The organism is Acinetobacter ihumii (assembly GCF_900625095.1).
GTDB lineage: Bacteria > Pseudomonadota > Gammaproteobacteria > Pseudomonadales > Moraxellaceae > Acinetobacter > Acinetobacter ihumii.
Genome location: NZ_LR130760.1, coordinates 2247106 through 2266805, shown reverse-complemented (window position 1 = coordinate 2266805; position 19700 = coordinate 2247106). Strand labels below are relative to the sequence as shown.

Below are 19700 nucleotides of genomic sequence, written 5' to 3'. Positions count from 1 at the left end.
TTATTTTCCTCCAATCACTTCAGGTTTACGGAGAATACAAACGTATTCTTTGCCAAGTCGCAGAGTGAAAGCATCGTTTACTTTCTCAATCACGATTACATCCCCCTCTTGTCTTGAGTTGGTAAGTTCTTCGTATCCCTCACCATTAACCGCATAAACTGCGGGACGAGGTGAATTTTTCGCAATACGAATAAATGTGAATTGGTCATCATCACTTACGCCAAGAACTTTAATAGATTTGCTTTTAGTGGCATCCATTCCCCATTTTTGGCTTGTCATAGGCAGTTCACCTAAAGCGGGACGAGGTGCATTTTGTTGTGCCAATAAACGATTAGTTCTATTGGCATCTGCATAGTTAAAGCGCAGTACATAAACTGGTTGTGAACTATTGAATAGATTGAAGTAATAATTTCGCTTATCAGTGATTACGGTTAAGTTTGTACGGTTCATGCCTGCTTGTGGTTTTTCCGCAGGCTTGATGAATAGACGATTACCTTGTGGGATTATTTGCCATCCAATCGTGTCACCTGAAGCAACAGTTTGGATAGTTTCATTTCCAAACTCGACAGTAGTTGAAATACCAAAAGTCGTTGATAGTTCAACAACGTGGCTTTCAGAATACGGAACAACTTTAATGCGGTTATCCGTTTTCAAACCAACAGGAATTTGACGAGCAAAAGTTGGCGCTGAAGCAATGCACGTTGCTGTAAGTAAAATGCTTATAAGGGTCTTTTTCATATCCGATTACCTTATTAATTATTAGAAGTCTGTGCCACAGGCTCAGAAGCAGTGCTTGCTTCAGGTTTAGGCAATGGTTGAGTAACTGGGTTTTGAGTAACTAACGCATCATTTGATGAGTTTTGCGTTAAGTTCCAGTTCTTAAACTTCACGCCAAATGGGTTAATCCAACGATCTTTTACGTTGAGATCGTCAAAGTTGTCAGTGATATAGTCAGCCGTCACTGTGTAGCTGTACTGGCGAATTTCAGCACCTTTAATAACGGTTGTTTTAAAGTTGGCTTGAACTTTATTGTTGCCAAGAAAGTTGACAGCAATAACTTTAGGAGTGATTGAGCCAGTTTCACCTAGTTGGTTGTAAGGTGAGTTTTGATTCATTCCGCTAACTTCATTTTCAAAGTCGGTACGATCTTGGCTATCTAAGAAAATAGAAGCTTTGCTGTACTGTGCAGAAAGTTGGTCTTTACCAACTTTGCCGTAATAGCCATAGCGATTGCTGATAGTGTCCCAAAAGTAGGAGGTCACTAATTTTTCAATAAGTTTAGGGTCAGTAGTTGAATCAAACTTTTCTACACTGGTCATAATTCCAGTTTCAGAATCAATTACAGCAATCATAGGAACTGGTTGTTTTAAAGGTGTTAATCCTTTAATTGCGATACCTTGAGCAACATTACCTATACCTAGAACGGTCGCCAAACCAAGAACCCAAATAGTGATTTTACCGTTACGATTTTCAGACTTTTTAGTATTGTCTTGAATCTCTTTAATTTGAGCGTCTAACTGCGCTTTTTCTTGTGGTGTCATTAGCGTTTACCTCCACGACCAAAACTTTTAACCATATTGGTGCCTGAACTGGTGATACTTGAAGTCGCACTGGTTGAAGCTTCAAAGCCACTGCCGACCAAAGAAATTGCAATTTTTGGAACAAGCCAAAACAGCCCAATAACAACGATCAAAACAATTACCATGATGAAAGCCCCAGTAAACGTACTGCCGTTTTCATTAAGGTTTTGAATGCCTGCGACAACTGAAGTAAGCACTAAGTCACAGCTCACAATCAGCAAAAGAAGAACAACAAGAGGGGTTAAAATTGCTTGTAGCCAGTTTGTGGCATATCTGCGAGTTGCAGGGAACATTGCACATGCAAGAAAAATCGGTGCAACTGCGATTAGAATGCCAATAATGACTTTACAGATAATCCAAATTAAGAAGAATAAACCGCAGACAATGCAGGCTAAACCAAAAATCAAGCTATAGATCAGGACAAAGAAGAAGCCCGAAACGACATTGGTAATACCTGTATCAATGTTATTAAAAGCTAATGCGATAGATTCAAAGATAATAGATACAAAAGACTGCAATGTTGTTTTTGAATCTGTACCTGTCATTTCAGTAATCAGGTTCGGTACATCATCGAGGAATACTTCAGCAACGTATGGAAAGAAAGCATCCCATGAAAATACGATTGACCAAATCAACAGCATAATAACGAAAGTGGCTATCACACCCTGAATTTCTACAGCCATGCCTAACATCATTTTAATAGCTTGGAACGAAATCCAAATAATGATAAAGCCTGCAAAAACTGGAATGATTGGAGCTGTGACTTTCTGATAGTAACCTTGCAAATTGTCTTTAATGTTTTTATCAACACCAGTAATCAGACTATCAACAACCTTGTCTAATTCAGACATACCATTTTTGGTAACTTCAGATACATTCTGCGATATTTGATTAGAGTTATACGCACCGTTAGAACCGCCAGTCGTCCCAGTAGGTGTACTGCCATTGCCTAAATCTTGTGGATTGGTAAAGTTATCGACCGCATAAGCCGAGCTAAAGCTAAAAAAACTAAACAGAAGCAAGAAAGCATAGATAATCTTTTTCATAGTGACCTCAGCGAATTACTGGAATTTCGGGCGGGTTTTTTGAAGTCTTTAAGAAAAAGTTTTGTGTATCTGATTTTCTTAATTTTCCGTCTGAATAGACAAAACAATCACTAGCCAAAGAGCCTTCATAGCAATATGTATCGTCTTTAACGAATGTTAAGACCCCGCTTGATTCACCAGTAAATTTAGGCAACTTTGCAGGGTTATATTGGTTCATGTTTTGGATTTGATAATTGACTTTCTTTACTGGGAAATTGCCCTGTTTATCAGCTTCAGAAATCACATAGTACGAATAAAAAAATTCAGATTTTGGAGTGTGTTCGGGAACCCATACGCCTGAAATGTCAGGCTTAGAAGTGAAACAGCCAGTTAGACCTAAAGCGACAACCGCAGAAGCTAGACCGAGTTTAATTTTATTGATTTCCATTTTGCTGTTCTCTCTCATAAGTTAGAACACCGCTTTCACTACCAAGCTTTAGCTTTCCATCTACAAGCTGAAAACAAGCATCGTTAGGCGCACAAAGCAAACCGTTATCAGGTTTAAACTTCATGTCTGTAAAAACGCCTTTAGCTAAAATAGTGACGGTGTAAACGTCTTTAGTTGTGCTTTTATCAATAATGATTCGATCATTGATAATTACGTCATTTGCTGATTGCGATTGTTGCCCTATTGGGTTCATCCAAACGCCTACATAGTCATCCCCTTTCACTTCAGGCGCTTTAGGCTCGTCAGAACAAGCCGTCAAAACTAAAGCCGTAGCGATCGGAAGTAATAGTTTTTTCATACGACATTACCCCCAGTTTTTACCGTTTTAGTTACTTGAGCGAATGGGTCAGAGATTTGATTTTCAGCGCTTGGGATTGGTTGATATACGCAAGCGCATGGTGATTTTTTTAATCCCTTTTGTGATGATGTATTTGTGGCACAGGCTGTAAGTGCTGTTAGGCTCAAAATGCCCATTGTGACGAAGATTTTTTTCATAGTTCTAGCCTTATCGGTTATAGAGTTATAACAGTATAACTCTATAAGTTTAAAAATAGAACAAGTTTACTAAAATCTAACCATTTCAACTGTTTTAAATGGTAAACAAAAAGATAACACTCTTATTATTAAGTATTCATATTCAATCACTTAATTGTAATTTTTTACTATTGAGTATAAAGGCTCGAAAGTTTATGCACGTATTGGGAATGCTTCAGCATACCCAATGCTAAGTAAAGCTTTGAGCAATCAACCGACTGTAGGTAAGGGCTACCGTTCCCGCAGGCACAGAGGGCGATAGTTAATTTATTTTGATTTTATGAATAATAATTAAGCGTGTGGTGATACCCTTTATTTAGGGTGATTTAGAGTTATAACTCTATGATATTTCAATAAATAGCAAAAAAAAGTTTTTGATTGTTATAGGGAAATTGTGAAATAGCGCACAAAGAAAAAGCCCCGATAGTCTTGCAACTATCGGGGCTATGTTCTATATTCTTCGGTACACAGTTATTTGATGCGGTAAACATCATCTAACGAAGATCATAAGGTTTGGCGACCGTTATGATTTCACCTGAAAGGCTTGTACCTGAACTCTATTATTGCATTTATATTAGATTTTGCAAGTCATACAATGAAAAAACTTCGTTAATTTAGTGTCTATTCGTGTATCAAATAAGCGCATTGTTTATTTGCCGAGCTTCGTCTACTCCTGTGTTTTATAAAACTTTATGTTTGTAAGTGCATTGCCTTAAATGGGTCAACAATGGCATAGAGTTTTAAAGACGGTTGGTGTAGCAGGAGGATACAAGTGACGGCAGTATCACCAACGCAAGAGTTAAGCACCTAGCCAGTGTAAAACGCCCGCTTGCTGATGAACGCACAATAGGCGGGGACGCAGGGAATACGCTAGGAACTGGCATAAATAAGACGTTGGGGAAACCCTCCTTGAGATTGCCGACCTAGTGAGTGAGCTAATGCGTGTGCAGGGGAGCTGTAAGGCTCTAAATACTCACTTGCTGTTATGCCCTTACATTGGCATACAGTGTCGATTGAAAGCGATGTCGGCTCCGACAGCAATGCTACAACGGCAATATTCAAGATAGCCATTTTAAGCAATTTTTTTTGCTTAGGCTATCTAGGGTGAATATTGCCGAAATCTGCTCAATCTCACCAACCGCAAGGCGGTTGAAGCGAAGCGAAAACGACTAAGGTTGTGAGGTTGAAGCAGATAAGCGCCTTATTGTAATAGCGCCTATTCCCAGTACATATATAAGTATTGCTTATATATAGTTTTACTTATAAAGACTTTAAATAACAAACTATTAGAACAATAGAGAACAATTACAAAAGTATCTAAAATACCCCTTGATTGTTTTGTGAGTACAAATTAATATATGTATAAATAGTTAGGGAATATACCTATGATTAAATCTACTAAAGGTAAGACAAGATCAACAATGATTGGTAATCAAAACAGTGTTAAAGAAGTTGTCAAAGAAGATAGATTTCAAACACGTATGAACCATGAAGATAAGTTGAAACTTATTAAATTCTGCAAAGATAACAATTTAAGCCAAACAGATTTTTTAATTAATTCAATGGTCGATAAAGGCATTCTTCCTGAAAGCAGACGATCAGTAAAAACAACAGACAATACTTAATTTAAAGGAAAAGAACATGAGCAATAACACTGAAAAATTATCTAAAGTAATAGCATTGGTTAATCAGAAAGGCGGTGTATCTAAAACAACGACTTCAATTAATTTAGCTATGGGCTTATCTCTACGTGGGTATGACGTACTGTTAGTTGATGGTGACCCGCAAGCTAGTTCACTTGACTGGGCTACTGTACGTGAAGAAGCAGATATTGATTTAGGCTTTACTGTTATTGGTGTACCAAAAACCAACTTAGCCAAAGAGATTGCTAAAATTAAATCAAAATATGACTTTGTAATCACTGACAGCGCAGGCAGACAGTCAGAATTAACACGCCTTGCTATTGTAGCTTGTGACGTTGCGATCGTTCCAAATACGACAAGTCCATTGGATGCTTGGGCTACTAAAGAAACCTTAAAATCAATCAATGAAATTAAGGGCTATCGTGATTTTTCAGCTTACTTTTTATTGAGTGGCGTAAACCCACAAACTAAGGTCTTTAATGAGGTTAAAGAGTGGTTAGCTGAAAGTTACCCTTTACCAATTTTGGACACTAAGATTGCGTTACGAACTGCTTTTTCACGTTCATTGGGCGAGGGCTTGTCTATCTATGAATATAAAGATGATCATGGGAAACAGGATAAGAAAGCAATTGCCGAAGTCGATGCTTTAATTGATGAAATTTTACAACGTGAGGGAATGACTGAATGAAAGCACCTAAAGGCAATGCTACTGTGACCAGTAGCAATGCCCATATTGCAAATGAAAAGGCTCACATTGTTAATTCTTTGAACTTTGACAAAATTCAAAAAATTAAGATCAATCCCGATCTATACAAAAAGATCGAGAAAGTAGCGGATAAAAGAAAAGTCGTACTAGCAGATATTGCTAGATCGGCTTTGGACTTCTATTTAAACAATCCAAGTGCGCCATACAGTGAAGAATTAAGTAAGGGTAATTCTAAGCAATTAATCTACACCATTAATCACTTGTATGATGTGAAGATAAACAGCTTTAAGGCTGTTCATGGTATCAACCGAAGTGACCAAATTAGACAGGCATTATCGGCTTGGCTTATCAATGAAAACTTATTAAAGCTTGATGAAAATTAAGGGCTTGATATGAACCTAAATGATCTAAAAAATAAGGTGATCATAAATAATGAAATTGATCAAAAAAACTTTGATTACCTAATTACACAGGTAGATCAGGTTGCAATTGAGTACGCTATAAATGAATTGGAGAGCCAAAATAAGCGACCCTATCTATCTAATATTTTTAAGTTGCTAGAAATACCGCCCCGCCAATAAGTGGGGCTTATTTGTCTTTGGAGGGACTGACATGCAGAAAATTATAATCAGGGTACTTATCATCACTGGCTTTTTAATGCCTGCAATTATTATGTTCTTTTTCCCTAGCTTAACTGGGACTAAGTTTTTTTGGTTAAGTATGCTTGTATTCTGTTTTCTAATTTTGCGAATACGTGGAATTTTGCTACTTTTGGGCATTACTTATGCCAGTCTATCTTCTATGTTTTCCCGCCATTAAAACCGCCCTACCCTATTAATTAAAACCGTTTTAGCACGTATGGACTTGCAATTTCATTGCTTGGTCCATACTTGGCCAAAACTCTTACTGTGAAAAATCATATTCCGATGCTTGGTCAAAACTGCAAGTATGCAGTCTTGACCAGGCATCTACTTTATTGAATGATTTAAGTGGGTTATGAGTGCGGGGGAAATGTCAAAAAGGTCAGTCCATATTTTTTATAGTACCGCCAACTAAAGTTATAGGTATCCATTTAAAATCGTATCGTTCATAACTACCTTTTGCCCCATACCAATACAAGTGATAGTGCGCCCGCCTTAAATGTGGTCTGCGGTGTACTTTTGATGATTGTTTAGAATATTCAGTTAATTGATCATTTACGGCTTTAATCTGCTTAGACATTTCCTTGCCTGCAATAAAAGGCTTGTACTTTTGGGCTTCAAATAATCTAGGCACACGCTTTACGGTCTGAACGCCTACCCTTTCCTTATGGTTGTCAGGAAGCAATGGGACATAATCAGGCTTAGATAAACTGAACCAAAGCAAAATATTGATAAGTTGCTTTTGTAGGGATTGGTATTGATCTATTTCATTTTCATCTAATATTGAACGGTCATCATGAAATTCATCTATGAAATCTGATAAACAATCTTCTATAGCTTTTTCTTCATTGACTAATAAGACGATTGTTCGAGTTAAACCAGTATCAAGAAAAATCGTAGATACTAAAACTTTTTGATAGCAAAGTTCAGTTAAGGTAAATATCACTCCATAAATTTTAGATTGCTGAAAGTGCAAATCAAAATTATCAGTTTGAACGTAAATGCACAGCTCAGGAACATTGATCAAAAAGTTTGGCAAATTGCCCTCAAATTTACTTTTTGTTAGTTCAGTTGCTACCTCATTTTCAAATCTATAAATATTCTTTGTCAGCATCCAAGAACCGAGCGTGACCAGTTCACCAGTAGGACAAGGCAAATTATTGATTAGATGATCGGGAATTGCATCACCAACATTTAAACCTTTCTGCCAGTCTGGAGCATAGCAGTCTAAGCCTGCATATATCCAATCATCCCAAGTGACCAAAGAACTAATTTTTTTATCATCGTTTTTATACTTGATAGCCTTTGATTCAATCTTATTAAAGATACCCTTAAAACTTGCTTTCAAGTGTTGGCAACGTGCAGTAACGACCTTTAAAGGTATTGCAAATTCATTAGATAAGTTCGCCATGAAGCCCTGCCCTGCTTTTAATTAAGTAATTCTATAACACTATATCTAGTGCGGATCTCATACCTACTAGCCACTATATATAGTGTTTCTACTATCGCCCTCTATGCCTGCGAGAACGGTAGCCCTTGCCTACAGTCGGTTGATTGCTCAAAGCTTTACTTAGCATTGGGTATGCTGAAGCATTCCCAATACGTGCGTAAACTTTCGAGCTAATATTATACCTAAGTTGTATTGTACTCACAAATCATATTATGCGTATTAATGTTAATTAGTATAGCAGTAATAATAATTTCAAAAGTTTACATATATTGTTTTGTACTCACAAATCATTATATGTATAATGTATTTATTAAGTCGATTGGCGACTTAAATAATAGGTGATTAATTATGAACAATATTTTCACAAAGTTGGATACTAAAAAAATAGTTATTGAACTACTAAATGCTTTTGAAAAAGCAAACTTCGATTACTACTCAAGAGCCTATCTTGAAAGTCCAAAAGGTACATTTTGCGTGTCCTTTGGAAACTGTCAAATGCAAGATGCAAACATTATTACTATCTACATAGATAAAGCACCACATGAGTTTTATTTCACCCATGAACATTCCAATATTGCTGAAGCACATCACGAAGCAATTAATCTATTTAAACAAATTTTAGACTTTTACTTTACCTATCTAAAGCAAACATAAGTAAGCCCCGCAAGGGGCTTTTTTAATGCCTGCGGGCTTGGTTCAGATCGGGAGTGACCAAAACCACAGGAAAGGGAAACAACCCACTACAGCGAAAAATAAGAGCAATCAGGGCGCATAACGCTATTACATTAATTTACCTATATTGTTTTGTACTCACAAATCAATATAGGTATAATATATTTGTCAGGTCGATTGGCGATCTAATAAAAAAGGCTTTGAGTTATGACCAGTAAAGAACAACTTTCGTTAGAGTTGCCTATAGTTGAAACAGCTCAATCATACAAAGATATGAAAGGGCTATATAGCGTTGATATTTCCCATATATACCGCTTTTATATTCTCCTTAATTGGTATGGGGTACTAGAAAAAAGCAAAGTGATTAAAGCGGGCAGTGATGCAATTTTTGAATGTGATAATGAAATGATTGCAGATGAAATTTTAAATTGCATTCCGAGCTGTAAAAAAAGAAAGGTTTATCGAGTACCAAATTTTAACCCTATTTATTTTTCAGGAATAGATAAGCCATCGGTAAACCGTTGGAAGTTTTCAGTAGAAAGAAAACTAGGCTATGAAAAATCAATTTACTTTAGATCAGTTGCAAGCCGTTGGGATTATTAACCCCCTGCCCTAGTCGCAACCCTGCGGGATTGCTTTGTAAGTCCCGCTTAGGGGCAAAGGGGAGTAGTTGCGGTTCTGCGGTCAGCTCGACAAAATCACAGATTTTGTCGGCTTCGCTTGAACCTTGCAACGGTAATCAGGGAGGGAAGAATTTTTATATTTCTTCAGTTCGCAAAGTAGACACTTTGCTCTATTGATACCGCCTAGAGTTTTACACTTGTTTACATATATTGTTTTGTACTCACAAATCAATTTAGGTATAATGTATTTATCAGGTCGATTGGCGACCTCATACAAAAGGTACTCGAAAATGAAAAATTTTACTCAAAATGAAAAAGGTCAAATGTTCTATGAGGGCAGTTTGGTTTTAACTGCTAAAGACGGTTCGGTTTTTTTTGTATCAACTGAAATGCTTGTATGTAAGGCGTATCGAGCAAAAGCAAAAAAACCATTTATCAATACTCACTACAGAACAATTGAGCGTTTAAAACAAGCCGTTGGGGAAAGTATCCAATCATGTAATGCAAGATATGAGCAAAAATTACAGAACAAAGAAAAAACCGCAGAGCGTTTAAAAAAATTCCGTGAAGAACTACAGGTAGGCGATATTTTATCTACATGCTGGGGCTATGAACAAACCAACGTAGAATTTTATCAAGTGGTATCTAAGAAAGGCGCATTTTGTGAAGTTCGGGAAATTGCTAAACGCTCACATGATACGGCTTTTATGCAAAGTGAAGTATCACCAAAGCAAAACGAATTTATTGGAGAACCAATTAAAAAGAAAATTTTAGACGGCTATATCATGATCACAAGCTATATCAGAGCGACACCGCACGAATACGAAACACTAGCAACAGGCACAAAGGTTTATAAGCGCAGTTATGTTTCATCATACGCATAATTAAAAGAAGCCCCGCAAGGGGCTTTTTTAATGCCTGCGGGCTTGGTTCAGATCGGGAGTGACCAAAACCACAGGAAAGAGAAACAACCCGCTACAGCGCAAATCTGAAGCATTCAAGACACACAATAATAATTACACTTGTTTACATATATTGTTTTGTACTCACAAATCAATTTAGGTATAATGTATTTATCAGGTCGATTGGCGACCTCATACAAAGGAATTAAAAAATGACTGATTTAGTTTTGTTGACTGATGAAGAAATCGCAGACATGAGCTATGACAGCTTTAATAAAACCGACCTAGTTGCTATGCAGTCAATGCAAGAAAGCGAATTTCCACGCTATACAGTTGCAATGGCTCATACAATTTATGTATGGGAAAATATCTTATATCAAGAAGCAAGCCGATTATGTGAAAGCTATGACGGGGGAGTATGGGAAACTAAAAACGGCTTTTGGACTTTGCAATCTGATTCAATTTTTTATATGGAAAATGGATGGGACGAAGCGTTTAACCTGAATGCCCTAGAATTTTCAATTGTGGTAAATTTATTTGCATTGTCTAAAATTGCAATGATGACATACAGCTCAAAACCTGCAATCAATCGCAGAGCCGTTTTTTTTAGTGATTACATAAAAGACGTTATACATAAAAATAGGAATGTTTTAGATACTACAGCAATTTATAAATTGATTTATTAAAAGAAAAGAAGCCCCGCAAGGGGCTTTTTTAATGCCTGCGGGCTTGGTTCAGATCGGGAGTGACCAAAACCACAGGAAAGAGAAACAACCCGCTACAGCGCAAATCTGAAGCATTCAAGACACACAATAAAAATTACACTTGTTTACATATATTGTTTTGTACTAACAAATCAATTTAGGTATAATGTTTTTATTAAGTCGATTGGCGACTTAAATTAAAAAGGTATTGAATTATGAACGACCAAAATAACAATGATGCAATCAAAGCAGAACGCTTAAACCGTTATGAAGAACGCCAACAAAACCGCTTAGATCGTTATGAAGCTTTAGCTGATAAAGCAACAGTAAAAAGCACAGTATTGGCGACACGTTCAAATCAAATGGTTGAATGTATACCGTTTGGACAGCCAGTTTTAGTTGGTCATCATAGTGAAAAACGAGATAGAAACTTTCGTTCTAAAATTCACTCTATTATGGGTAAATCAGTTCAGGAAATGAAGAAAGCCGAATACTATCAAAATAAAGCTGATAGCGTAGGCAAGGGCGGTATTTCAAGTGACGACCCTAATGCAATAGAAAAACTTAAAAGCAAGCTTGAGAAGTTACAGCAGGCGCAAGAGTTAATGAAAAAGGCTAACAAGTTAATTAAAAAATTTCCCGAACACAATGCACGTTTAGAGGGATTAATTGAACTTGGATTCTCTGAAGAAAAAGCTATAGACGTATTAAATCCTAAATATGGCTCAATTGGTTTTGCAAGCTATTCACTTCAGAATAATAATGCTGAAATTAACCGCTTGAAAAAGCGTATTGCAGAATTGCAAACACTTGAAAATAGAACTTCAAATGAAGTTGAGAACGATCTTTATAAATATACAGAATGCAAAATAGAAAACCGTTGCATGTTTATATTTGATGGTAAACCTACGGAAGAAATACGCCAAATTTTAAAAAGTAATGGTTTTAAATGGTCGCCAAGTCGGGGCGCTTGGGTACGCCAGTTAAATGCAAATGGGATATACGCATCTAAACGAGTAATAAGCCTTATAGATCAAATATAATAAAGTAAGCCCTGCGGGGCTTTCTTTACTAATCAATGAAGCAATTTAAGGAAAGGTTAAAATGATTGAAAAATTATCTTTTGTTGGGCTAAAGGTGATCGAGTGTTTTAAAGATGCTGGGTTAGATCAAGTTTACATTGATGATAAAATAGAGGAGTTTTCTACATTAAATAATTATGCATCATTACACAAAGCGCTAAGAATACTTGATGATAAAAACATGCACAGACTAGCCCAAAAACTAGGTGTACATATTGAAGATTTAGAATCAACATTACTGGTTTTAAATCAAATATAGAAACCAAAAAAGTGGTGATAAAGTCGCCCGCAATTTTTTTGCGGGTGATATTCCAATGAAGCAAAAAAATTGCGGTTCATTGCGAATCAAATTTATGGATATGCAAAAAAGCATAGTCTTAACAGGTAAGAGCTAACATAAAGTTATTGAGGTCACTAATATGAATAATGCACAGTTCAAAATAGAATGCTTTAAGAATGGCTTATACAGTCGGGAACAGGTTATAGATTTTTATAATGTAGTCTATGAAGAAAATACAAAGTTCAATAAGCGTGATGCTCAATTATGGATGAATGGCAAAACTTCATATATCTATACAATAGATCAAACAGCTATAGATATGATCAATATGTTAAATAAAATTAGAGCCGAACTAATTGCAGAAGAAAGCGAAAGAATCCAAAAAGGCAAACCAAGATACACTAAGCTTTTTAAATCTGAAGTTGATTTATGGGCGGTACACAATGAACTTTTGAATCTACCATTAAACTTTTATCACTCAATATTGTTAGAGTTGAAAGTAACTGAATTAGATTACTATGAGAACATAGAGCAAATGGAAAATTTTAATGAAAAACACTAAGTATAAATCTAAAATTCTGATGATAATTATTTATACACTTGTAGGAATGTTGGCAGGGTATAACATTGGGAATTTTATAAGTAGCCACTGGTACAATGATCTTGGACAACCAAATCAAGATTTTTACGAAATGATTAAAATATTTTTTAATCTAGCTACAACTTTGCTATTTGGTACTGCCTGCTTATATATTTTTAAAGATGATATTAAAAACTAAACTCTAGGCGGTATCAATAGAGCAAAGTGTCTACTTTGCGAACTGAAGAAATATAAAAATTCTTCCCTCCCTGATTACCGTTGCAAGGTTCAAGCGAAGCCGACAAAATCTGTGATTTTGTCGAGCTGACCGCAGAACCGCAACTACTCCCCTTTGCCCCTAAGCGGGACTTACAAAGCAATCCCGCAGGGTTGCGACAAAATATAAGATATTTCAATTTTAGTCATTCAGCAGTAACACTTCCTGAATTATCAACTAAAGTGCTTTTTGATTTTTTTGCTTGTTCACGATCATTAATAAATTTGTCACCTGAAGCTTTCAAACTATCAAAATAACTTGGGTTATTTTTTGCATTTTCAATAGCACTTAAAAGCATCCCAGTGATAATGCCTTTATCTTCAGATGGGAAGTCTACCATTTCAAAAAGAGCGCCAATTGTAATAAGCTTGTGTTCACGTTTTTTTCGATCTTTAGCTTGTGCAACTTGGACTTCTTTTTTTAAACCTGCAAGAAGTTTTTTTTCATCCTCCTTGATTTTTTCCAGTTCTAAACGAGCTTTATATTTTTTAAACTCATTTTTCATAATCCGTTCAAAAGAACTAATTTGCTGTTTCGTTGGCGTACCTGATTCAATGTTAGAAACTAAAGTTAAGATAATTTCTTCAGTTTGACTTTTGTTCTCAAGTTTTTTTAAACGATCAATTTCTTCAGTGACGAATTTTTTTTGATCTTCAGTAAATTTAAAATCCTCAATATTCATTTTCTTAATCCAAAAGTTATAAGGTGATCAAATAATATCACAATGAAAAATTAAAAAATCCCAAAAAAATACAAAGCAACAAAAAACTATAAGAGTTCGCAAAGGCAATAGCACTGTCAATATTTTTCAGACTGAACGGAAGCCATAGGCTCACGGCTCATCTGAAAACATATTGATCAGCAAAAATCAAAAAAACACACTAATCCTAAAGGGGGTGTAAACGAAGTGTCTACCCCCGATGACCCACTGGCGAAGTGTAGGGATTCATAAGGGAATTATTCCCTTATGTGGGGCTTGGGGTGAAACCCCATATCTATATAAAAATAAATTACAAAAAAAGCCAAAAATCAGCCCCAAAAACCGCTTTTAAAATCAATGCCTTGCATTGCTTCAAAATCGGACAAATGCAAGCATTTGTTTTGTCACTTGTAGCGAATATATAGAGAGGTTATCATGACTATAGCAGTAGGAATGCACGCTTCCGCGTTTCTCTCCGAGAAACAGAAAAAGCAAAAGCAAAAAAGGCATAAAATGGCGATCTATCACTTATCAGTTAAGACAGGCAGGCAATACGGTTCTACAGGAACTCGTGGCGCAAATCATTACGCCTACATTAACCGTGATGGAAAGTATAAAAGAGATGATTTAGAAAATATTAAATCTGGAAATTTACCGTCATGGGCTACTGATGCAAAACACTTTTGGAAGTCAGCAGATAAGAATGAGCGTATTAATGGGCGTGTTTATACTGAATTAGAAATTTCATTACCTAGAGAACTTAATAAAGAACAAAGAGAAGAATTAGTAGAGAAATTTGTTGAAAAAACTTTAGGTGAAAACTTCACTTATTCTTATGCAATTCATAGTCCTCTAGCTAGTGATGGTCAGCAAAACCCGCATGTTCACCTTATGTTTTCTGAAAGAAAATTAGACGGTATAGAGCGTGACGAAGTAAAGCATTTTAAGCGTTATAATCCAGTAAACCCTGAAAAGGGCGGTGCGGGTAAAGATCGTTATTTTTCTTCTAAAATGTTTGTGGTTGATACCCGCCTAGAATGGGCTAACCATGTAAATGATTTTTGTGAAAACTTAGGTATTGATGCACGTATTGATCATAGAAGTTTTAAAGAGCAAGGTATTGAATTGTCTAGCCAAAACTTTAGAGCTGATTACGTTAGCAGTCACAAATACCATATCAATGAAAATATTAAGCAAGTACGTCATCAAAATGGTGAAATAATAATTGAGCGCCCAAGCGAAGCAATTAAAGCATTAACTTCTAATCAATCTGTTTTTTCAGTGCGTGAGCTAGAGCGTTTTTTAATGGCTCATACAGATGGTGAAGAACAATATTTAAAAGCTTATGAATCGGTAATAACTTGCCCTGATATGGCTACTTTATATGGTAAAGATAAAGTCGTATTTTCTTCTAAAGAGCTTGTAGGTATTGAGGAATCAATCTCAACATTTATCTATAATGCTAATGAGGAAAGCCGTATTCAAAAACCATTTAATCTAGTTGAGAAATTACCTTTAAATGCGGTACGTGTTGCTGAAACAAGAACATTTAATAGTGAGCAAGAAAAAGCATTCTATACCTTAACTTCTACCGATCGGATTACATTGTTGAATGGTTCTGCGGGCACAGGTAAATCATACGTTCTAAGTGCCGTTTCTGAAGCCTATAAAGAATCTGATTATCAAGTATATGGAATCGCATTACAGGCAATTACAGCTAAGGCTATAGCGAATGATTGTGATATTCCAAGTAGTACAATTGCTTCTTTCTTGTCTAAGTATGATAGCGGTAATTTAGAAATAAATAATAAAACTGTATTGATCTTGGATGAAGCAGGCATGGTCGGTTCAAGAGATATGCAACGCTTGCTTATGCTTGTAGAAAAACACGATGCACAAATAAAATTAGTTGGTGATAGTTACCAGTTAAGTGCAGTAAGTGCGGGTCATGTATTTGCAAATATTCAAGAAAACTTAGATAAGAAAAATATTGCTTCACTAGAGGATATTCAACGTCAGAAACATGCCAAAGAATCTGACAAGATGATTCAAGCATCTAAATATCTTTCTAAGCATGAAGTAGGTAAAGCAATAGATATTTATAAATCTATTAATATGGTTAATGAATACGAATCTCATGATCTAGCTTTAGCTAAAACTGTTAAGTCATGGAGTGAAGATTCTAGCGAAAGTAAATTAATGCTTGCTCATTCAAATAGTGATGTGAATGAACTAAATCGAATGGCTAGAGCATTGCTTATCAAACAAGGTAAGCTTAATCCTGAAAGTGTTTCTGTGAAAAACTATCAAGGTGATTTAGATATTTCCATCGGTGAGAAAATTGTATTCAAACAAAATAATTCACAGATGAAAGTTAGTAATGGTGAACTGGCTAAAGTAATAGGTTTTGAAAAGGATAAATTCAATAATCCTAAAGCTATGATGGTTCAAATGGAAAGTGATAGCAGAATTGTTAGAGTTGATTTAAAGGAATATGACCAGTTCAAACATGGCTATGCAAATACTATTCACTCATCACAAGGTATGACTGTAGATAGTGCTTATATTGTAGCTAGTGAAAATATGAATGCTAATTTAACTTATGTTGCTTTAACTCGACATAAGCAAAATATTCAAATCAATTATAGTGCTTTAACTTTTGCAACTAATGAAAAAGAAACTGTTAAGACCCCTGACGGTAAAGTTTCTTATGACCATAATTACAAACCAGTAGAAAGAGAAGTAACGGCTTTTGAAAACTTCAAAAAGGTACTTGGACGTTCAGAAACTAAAGAGTTCTCTACAGACTTCACACTTGTAGAATCTAAAGATAATTTAATGAAGTCTTATTTAAATGATCATAGATTGCATTTAGAGAATAAGCGTGAATTGTTTGGAATAAATAGCAAGCTGTATTCATTGACCAGTGAAAATAAAACATTCACTAAAGAAGAAATCGTTTCTGAAGTTAGAGCAAGTTTGAAATCTAAAGCCTTACTTGGTGACGAGATCGTTAAGTTTAACGGCAATATGAATATAGCAAAAGGTGAGCTTGTAAAACTTACTAATGATCTTGAGATTAAAACAGGACTATTTAAAAAGGTAACTTTTGAAAAAGGTACTGAATTAAAAGTTATTGATGCTTATAAAGTTAAAGATAAGCCAGTAATGAAAGCACGAATTAAAAATGAAGAATACGAGATTCCTTTCAATAAATTGAATCTTGAATATTCAGATAAATACTTTAATGAGTTTAAAGACCAGTCAAAAGCTAGATTCGATTCACGGCATAAAACTGAAGTCTATACAGAGTTTAGAGAACAGCTTTTAAAGCAAAAAGCGAATGCACCAAAAGACAATTTGAATGCACCTAATCAGCGTATTAAAAACCCAAATACGCCTAATCGAAACACACCTAAATATTAAATGAGGGCGGTTTTATGAATAATTTTATACATAATGGAAAAATTGTTAGTCCTGATGATGAAGTATTAACACAGGCAATTTTGCAAGAGTGTTATCAAAAAGGGATTAGACCTATTTGCGCTTGTCTGCCACAAAAAAACATTGAAATGTATATCGCTAAAATTGGCGAAAACTTTGTTTTAAAGCGTATGCCTAACAGCGCAGATCAGCACGACTTTAGTTGCCTAAGCTATGAGCCACCTACTGAAATTTCAGGACTAGGCGAGGTTATTGGGGAAGCTATCAAGACAGATGAAACAGGGGCAAGTGTTTTAAAGTTTGAGTTCAGTTTGTCAAAAAGCAATGTATCCAAACAAGCGCCTACGCCAAGTGATACACCTAAAGATACTGTAAAAGCTGAAACAACAAAATTGACCTTAAAAGGGACGTTAGATTACTTGCTTGAAGAAGCTTTGTTAAACCGCCACCAACCGAACATGAAGCATAATTGGTTTCAATTTCGCAAGGCATTAAAAGTAGCTTTGAATGATAAAAAGAATAAAAAAGATGATTTAAGTGGATTGGTTTATATCCCTGAATATTACGACCAAACCAAACACAATGAGATTGAAGCCCGAAGAAAAGCAGAGTTGGCAGACCTGAAAGTTAAAGGCAATAAACGCCCATTAAAAATATTTATTGGTGTGATTAAGTCTATTGAAGATGCACGTTTTGATGGGGGCAGAATCATTCTAAAACATGCCCCAACCTTGCATTTATTTATGGATGCAAAAATGTATAGCCGAGTTAATAAACGCTTTGAAGCCGAGCTTGAGCAGGCGCATTATCAAGACGATGTAAACCTATTAGCAATTGGGACTTTTGGATTTGCGGATAGTGGTATCGCAAAGATTGAAGAAATTGCTCTAGTGCCTTTAAATCAAACTTGGCTACCATTTGAGAGCTTGGGTGAAAAAGAACTCTTAGACACGCTTACAATGCAGAATAGGTCATTCATTAAGTGCTTGCGATATAATCTAAGCCCTAAAAGTCCAATTGCAAACGTATTGCTTACAGACACCAACCCACCAACGGCATTTTACTTAATCAATGATCAGACTGAAGATTCTTATATTACTGAAGCAAAGGAATTGATTGCTTCAAGTGAGTTCACATCAATTCTGGTCAATGTCGATCGGGACGTTGTAGACATTCCACCACCTGAAAATAAACCGTTGTTAGGCTATAACAATCATACTGACACCGCAGTTAATAGTTAAGGATTCATATATGGATTACCAAGAACAGGAACAATTTAAAATTTTTGCGGGCTTTGTCGCTTTTCTGATAGCTGTTTTTTGCTTTCTAGTATGGAAAGGCTCAAGTGCCGTAGGTTTAGATTTTGCCACTGGAATGAAGTCTAGTGTTGGCTTAATTGCTTTGGTAGTGGCGCTGTACTTTGCTATCAAATGGGATATACCTAAAGCTATGCTTTACCCTACGGTAGCTGTTTTATTGGTTGTCTGCTTATTCCCTGCATTAAATTATTATGCGCTTGAAGCTTCAGAAAAATCATTTAATCAAACAACTAATTTTCTTGGTCAGCCAGTACAAGAATTTTCAGCGACCACAATTACCGTTATGTGGGGCATGTGGTATATGAAAGCGGTTTACATGCTTGTAGCGGGCTTAATTGGAGTTGTTCTACAAAGAATTAGGTATCCTGAAGAAAATTATTTTTAAGCGTACTAAGCAAAAAAAGCCAGTTCTATACTGGCTTTTTTATTTTTCTAAAAGGTTGTTTTTAGTCTAAGTTTCTTTTAATGATGATTTTGTATTTATTATGGTCACGCTTTCCACGTTGCCCTGAAAAATATATTCCTGAAGTAGATACATTGTCTGAATTAATCAAAACAAATGGTAAATTTTGTTTCGCTAGAGTGATATAAGCTTCAACACAATCTTTTAACTCATTGTTTTTTTGATCTTTTGGCAAGTCAGCTACGATAAAGCCAACATTAAGTTGATGCTTTTCAAATGTTTCAATAGCTTCACGTTGATCTGCGTCATAGTGAATTTTATTAATTAGTCTAGATATACAAATTGAAATAATTTCATAAACAAGAATTGCGAGTGCTAAAAACATCCCCGCAAAAACTGTAATTTCTTTGCTAAAAATTACACCTAAGTATTCACTTATAATGAATTTAATAAAAATAACTAAAGCTACAACGAAAATCAAAATTTTCAGTATGTTTAGAAGAGATGGATCCGTAAATTTGAACAACTCCTATAAGTGATATTCTGCTCCTCAAATGATGTTATAAACATCAATATATGGAGTATTTTATGGCACGTAGACCAAGAAGAAATCATTCAAATGATTTT

Annotated in this window: 22 protein-coding genes; 14 read left to right on the top strand and 8 right to left on the bottom strand. The window is 35.6% G+C overall.

Annotated elements, in window-relative coordinates:
• Genes E0D95_RS10635 through E0D95_RS10615 form a run of 5 tightly spaced genes read right to left on the bottom strand, consistent with a single transcriptional unit; the run spans window position 1 to window position 3411 of the window.
• Entirely contained in the window at window positions 1-738 is a 738-nt protein-coding gene (locus E0D95_RS10635; protein ID WP_005000435.1) for a TrbG/VirB9 family P-type conjugative transfer protein, read from the bottom strand.
• A gap of 14 nt (window positions 739-752) precedes the next feature.
• Entirely contained in the window at window positions 753-1541 is a 789-nt protein-coding gene (locus E0D95_RS10630) for a VirB8/TrbF family protein (RefSeq protein ID WP_005000436.1), read from the bottom strand.
• On the bottom strand, window positions 1541-2626 hold the full coding sequence (locus E0D95_RS10625) for a type IV secretion system protein (RefSeq protein WP_005000437.1): 1086 nt from the start codon (window positions 2624-2626) through the stop codon (window positions 1541-1543). Before E0D95_RS10625 ends, E0D95_RS10630 begins: the two co-directional genes overlap by 1 nt.
• Before the next feature lie 7 nt (window positions 2627-2633).
• A complete protein-coding gene (locus E0D95_RS10620; RefSeq protein ID WP_005000439.1) occupies window positions 2634-3053 on the bottom strand; it encodes a hypothetical protein in 420 nt (139 codons plus the stop codon).
• Window positions 3040-3411 carry a hypothetical protein gene (locus tag E0D95_RS10615; RefSeq protein ID WP_005000442.1) on the bottom strand — a complete coding sequence of 124 codons (372 nt, stop codon included), beginning with the start codon at window positions 3409-3411 and terminating at the stop codon, window positions 3040-3042. Before E0D95_RS10615 ends, E0D95_RS10620 begins: the two co-directional genes overlap by 14 nt.
• A 1621-nt stretch (window positions 3412-5032) precedes the next feature.
• Between E0D95_RS10615 and E0D95_RS10605 the strand changes: the two genes are divergently transcribed.
• From E0D95_RS10605 to E0D95_RS10595, 3 genes are read left to right on the top strand one after another with little or no spacing between them, the layout of a single operon-like run.
• Window positions 5033-5272 carry a hypothetical protein gene (locus tag E0D95_RS10605; protein ID WP_005000443.1) on the top strand — a complete coding sequence of 80 codons (240 nt, stop codon included), beginning with the start codon at window positions 5033-5035 and terminating at the stop codon, window positions 5270-5272.
• 16 nt (window positions 5273-5288) lie between these two features.
• The gene (gene parA / locus E0D95_RS10600) at window positions 5289-5978 is read left to right on the top strand and encodes a ParA family partition ATPase (RefSeq protein WP_005000446.1); all 690 of its coding nucleotides are present in this window, start codon (window positions 5289-5291) and stop codon (window positions 5976-5978) included.
• Window positions 5975-6379, top strand: coding sequence for a hypothetical protein (locus E0D95_RS10595; protein WP_005000449.1), 405 nt, complete (start codon window positions 5975-5977; stop codon window positions 6377-6379). Before parA ends, E0D95_RS10595 begins: the two co-directional genes overlap by 4 nt.
• Before the next feature lie 640 nt (window positions 6380-7019).
• On the opposite strand, the gene E0D95_RS10580 is transcribed toward E0D95_RS10595, so the two are convergent.
• Complete coding sequence (locus E0D95_RS10580) at window positions 7020-8048, bottom strand: AcrVA2 family anti-CRISPR protein (RefSeq protein WP_005000195.1); 1029 nt, start codon at window positions 8046-8048, stop codon at window positions 7020-7022.
• Between the two features lie 387 nt (window positions 8049-8435).
• On the opposite strand from E0D95_RS10580, the gene E0D95_RS10575 reads away from it, so the two are divergent.
• The 8 genes from E0D95_RS10575 to E0D95_RS10540 all read left to right on the top strand — a co-directional run bounded on the left by E0D95_RS10575 (window position 8436) and on the right by E0D95_RS10540 (window position 13129).
• On the top strand, window positions 8436-8741 hold the full coding sequence (locus E0D95_RS10575) for a hypothetical protein (protein ID WP_005000193.1): 306 nt from the start codon (window positions 8436-8438) through the stop codon (window positions 8739-8741).
• Between the two features lie 225 nt (window positions 8742-8966).
• Entirely contained in the window at window positions 8967-9362 is a 396-nt protein-coding gene (locus E0D95_RS10570; RefSeq protein ID WP_005000189.1) for a hypothetical protein, read from the top strand.
• A gap of 310 nt (window positions 9363-9672) precedes the next feature.
• Entirely contained in the window at window positions 9673-10266 is a 594-nt protein-coding gene (locus E0D95_RS10565; RefSeq protein ID WP_017480466.1) for a hypothetical protein, read from the top strand.
• Window positions 10267-10496: 230 nt separating this feature from the next.
• Entirely contained in the window at window positions 10497-10970 is a 474-nt protein-coding gene (locus tag E0D95_RS10560; RefSeq protein WP_015060716.1) for a hypothetical protein, read from the top strand.
• 233 nt (window positions 10971-11203) lie between these two features.
• Entirely contained in the window at window positions 11204-12031 is an 828-nt protein-coding gene (locus tag E0D95_RS10555) for a DUF3560 domain-containing protein (protein ID WP_015060717.1), read from the top strand.
• A 61-nt stretch (window positions 12032-12092) separates the two neighbouring features.
• Window positions 12093-12329 carry a hypothetical protein gene (locus E0D95_RS10550; RefSeq protein WP_015060718.1) on the top strand — a complete coding sequence of 79 codons (237 nt, stop codon included), beginning with the start codon at window positions 12093-12095 and terminating at the stop codon, window positions 12327-12329.
• A gap of 160 nt (window positions 12330-12489) precedes the next feature.
• Complete coding sequence (locus E0D95_RS10545; protein ID WP_015060719.1) at window positions 12490-12912, top strand: hypothetical protein; 423 nt, start codon at window positions 12490-12492, stop codon at window positions 12910-12912.
• Entirely contained in the window at window positions 12899-13129 is a 231-nt protein-coding gene (locus tag E0D95_RS10540; protein ID WP_017480467.1) for a hypothetical protein, read from the top strand. Before E0D95_RS10545 ends, E0D95_RS10540 begins: the two co-directional genes overlap by 14 nt.
• A 223-nt stretch (window positions 13130-13352) precedes the next feature.
• Here the strand turns inward: E0D95_RS10540 and E0D95_RS10535 are convergent, their stop codons facing one another.
• On the bottom strand, window positions 13353-13889 hold the full coding sequence (locus tag E0D95_RS10535; RefSeq protein ID WP_015060720.1) for a conjugal transfer protein TraD: 537 nt from the start codon (window positions 13887-13889) through the stop codon (window positions 13353-13355).
• A gap of 531 nt (window positions 13890-14420) precedes the next feature.
• On the opposite strand from E0D95_RS10535, the gene E0D95_RS10530 reads away from it, so the two are divergent.
• Genes E0D95_RS10530 through E0D95_RS10520 form a run of 3 tightly spaced genes read left to right on the top strand, consistent with a single transcriptional unit; the run spans window position 14421 to window position 19055 of the window.
• Window positions 14421-17333: an AAA family ATPase gene (locus tag E0D95_RS10530; protein WP_017480453.1), complete on the top strand. Its 2913-nt coding sequence runs from the start codon at window positions 14421-14423 to the stop codon at window positions 17331-17333.
• A 14-nt stretch (window positions 17334-17347) separates the two neighbouring features.
• Window positions 17348-18592 (top strand): DUF1173 family protein, encoded by a 1245-nt coding sequence (locus E0D95_RS10525; RefSeq protein WP_015060702.1) that lies wholly within the window; start codon window positions 17348-17350, stop codon window positions 18590-18592.
• A 10-nt stretch (window positions 18593-18602) separates the two neighbouring features.
• On the top strand, window positions 18603-19055 hold the full coding sequence (locus E0D95_RS10520) for a hypothetical protein (protein WP_004993232.1): 453 nt from the start codon (window positions 18603-18605) through the stop codon (window positions 19053-19055).
• Between the two features lie 61 nt (window positions 19056-19116).
• Here E0D95_RS10520 and E0D95_RS10515 read toward each other — a convergent pair whose 3' ends face one another.
• Window positions 19117-19599 carry a hypothetical protein gene (locus E0D95_RS10515; protein WP_019768104.1) on the bottom strand — a complete coding sequence of 161 codons (483 nt, stop codon included), beginning with the start codon at window positions 19597-19599 and terminating at the stop codon, window positions 19117-19119.
• Window positions 19600-19700 lie beyond the last annotated feature (101 nt).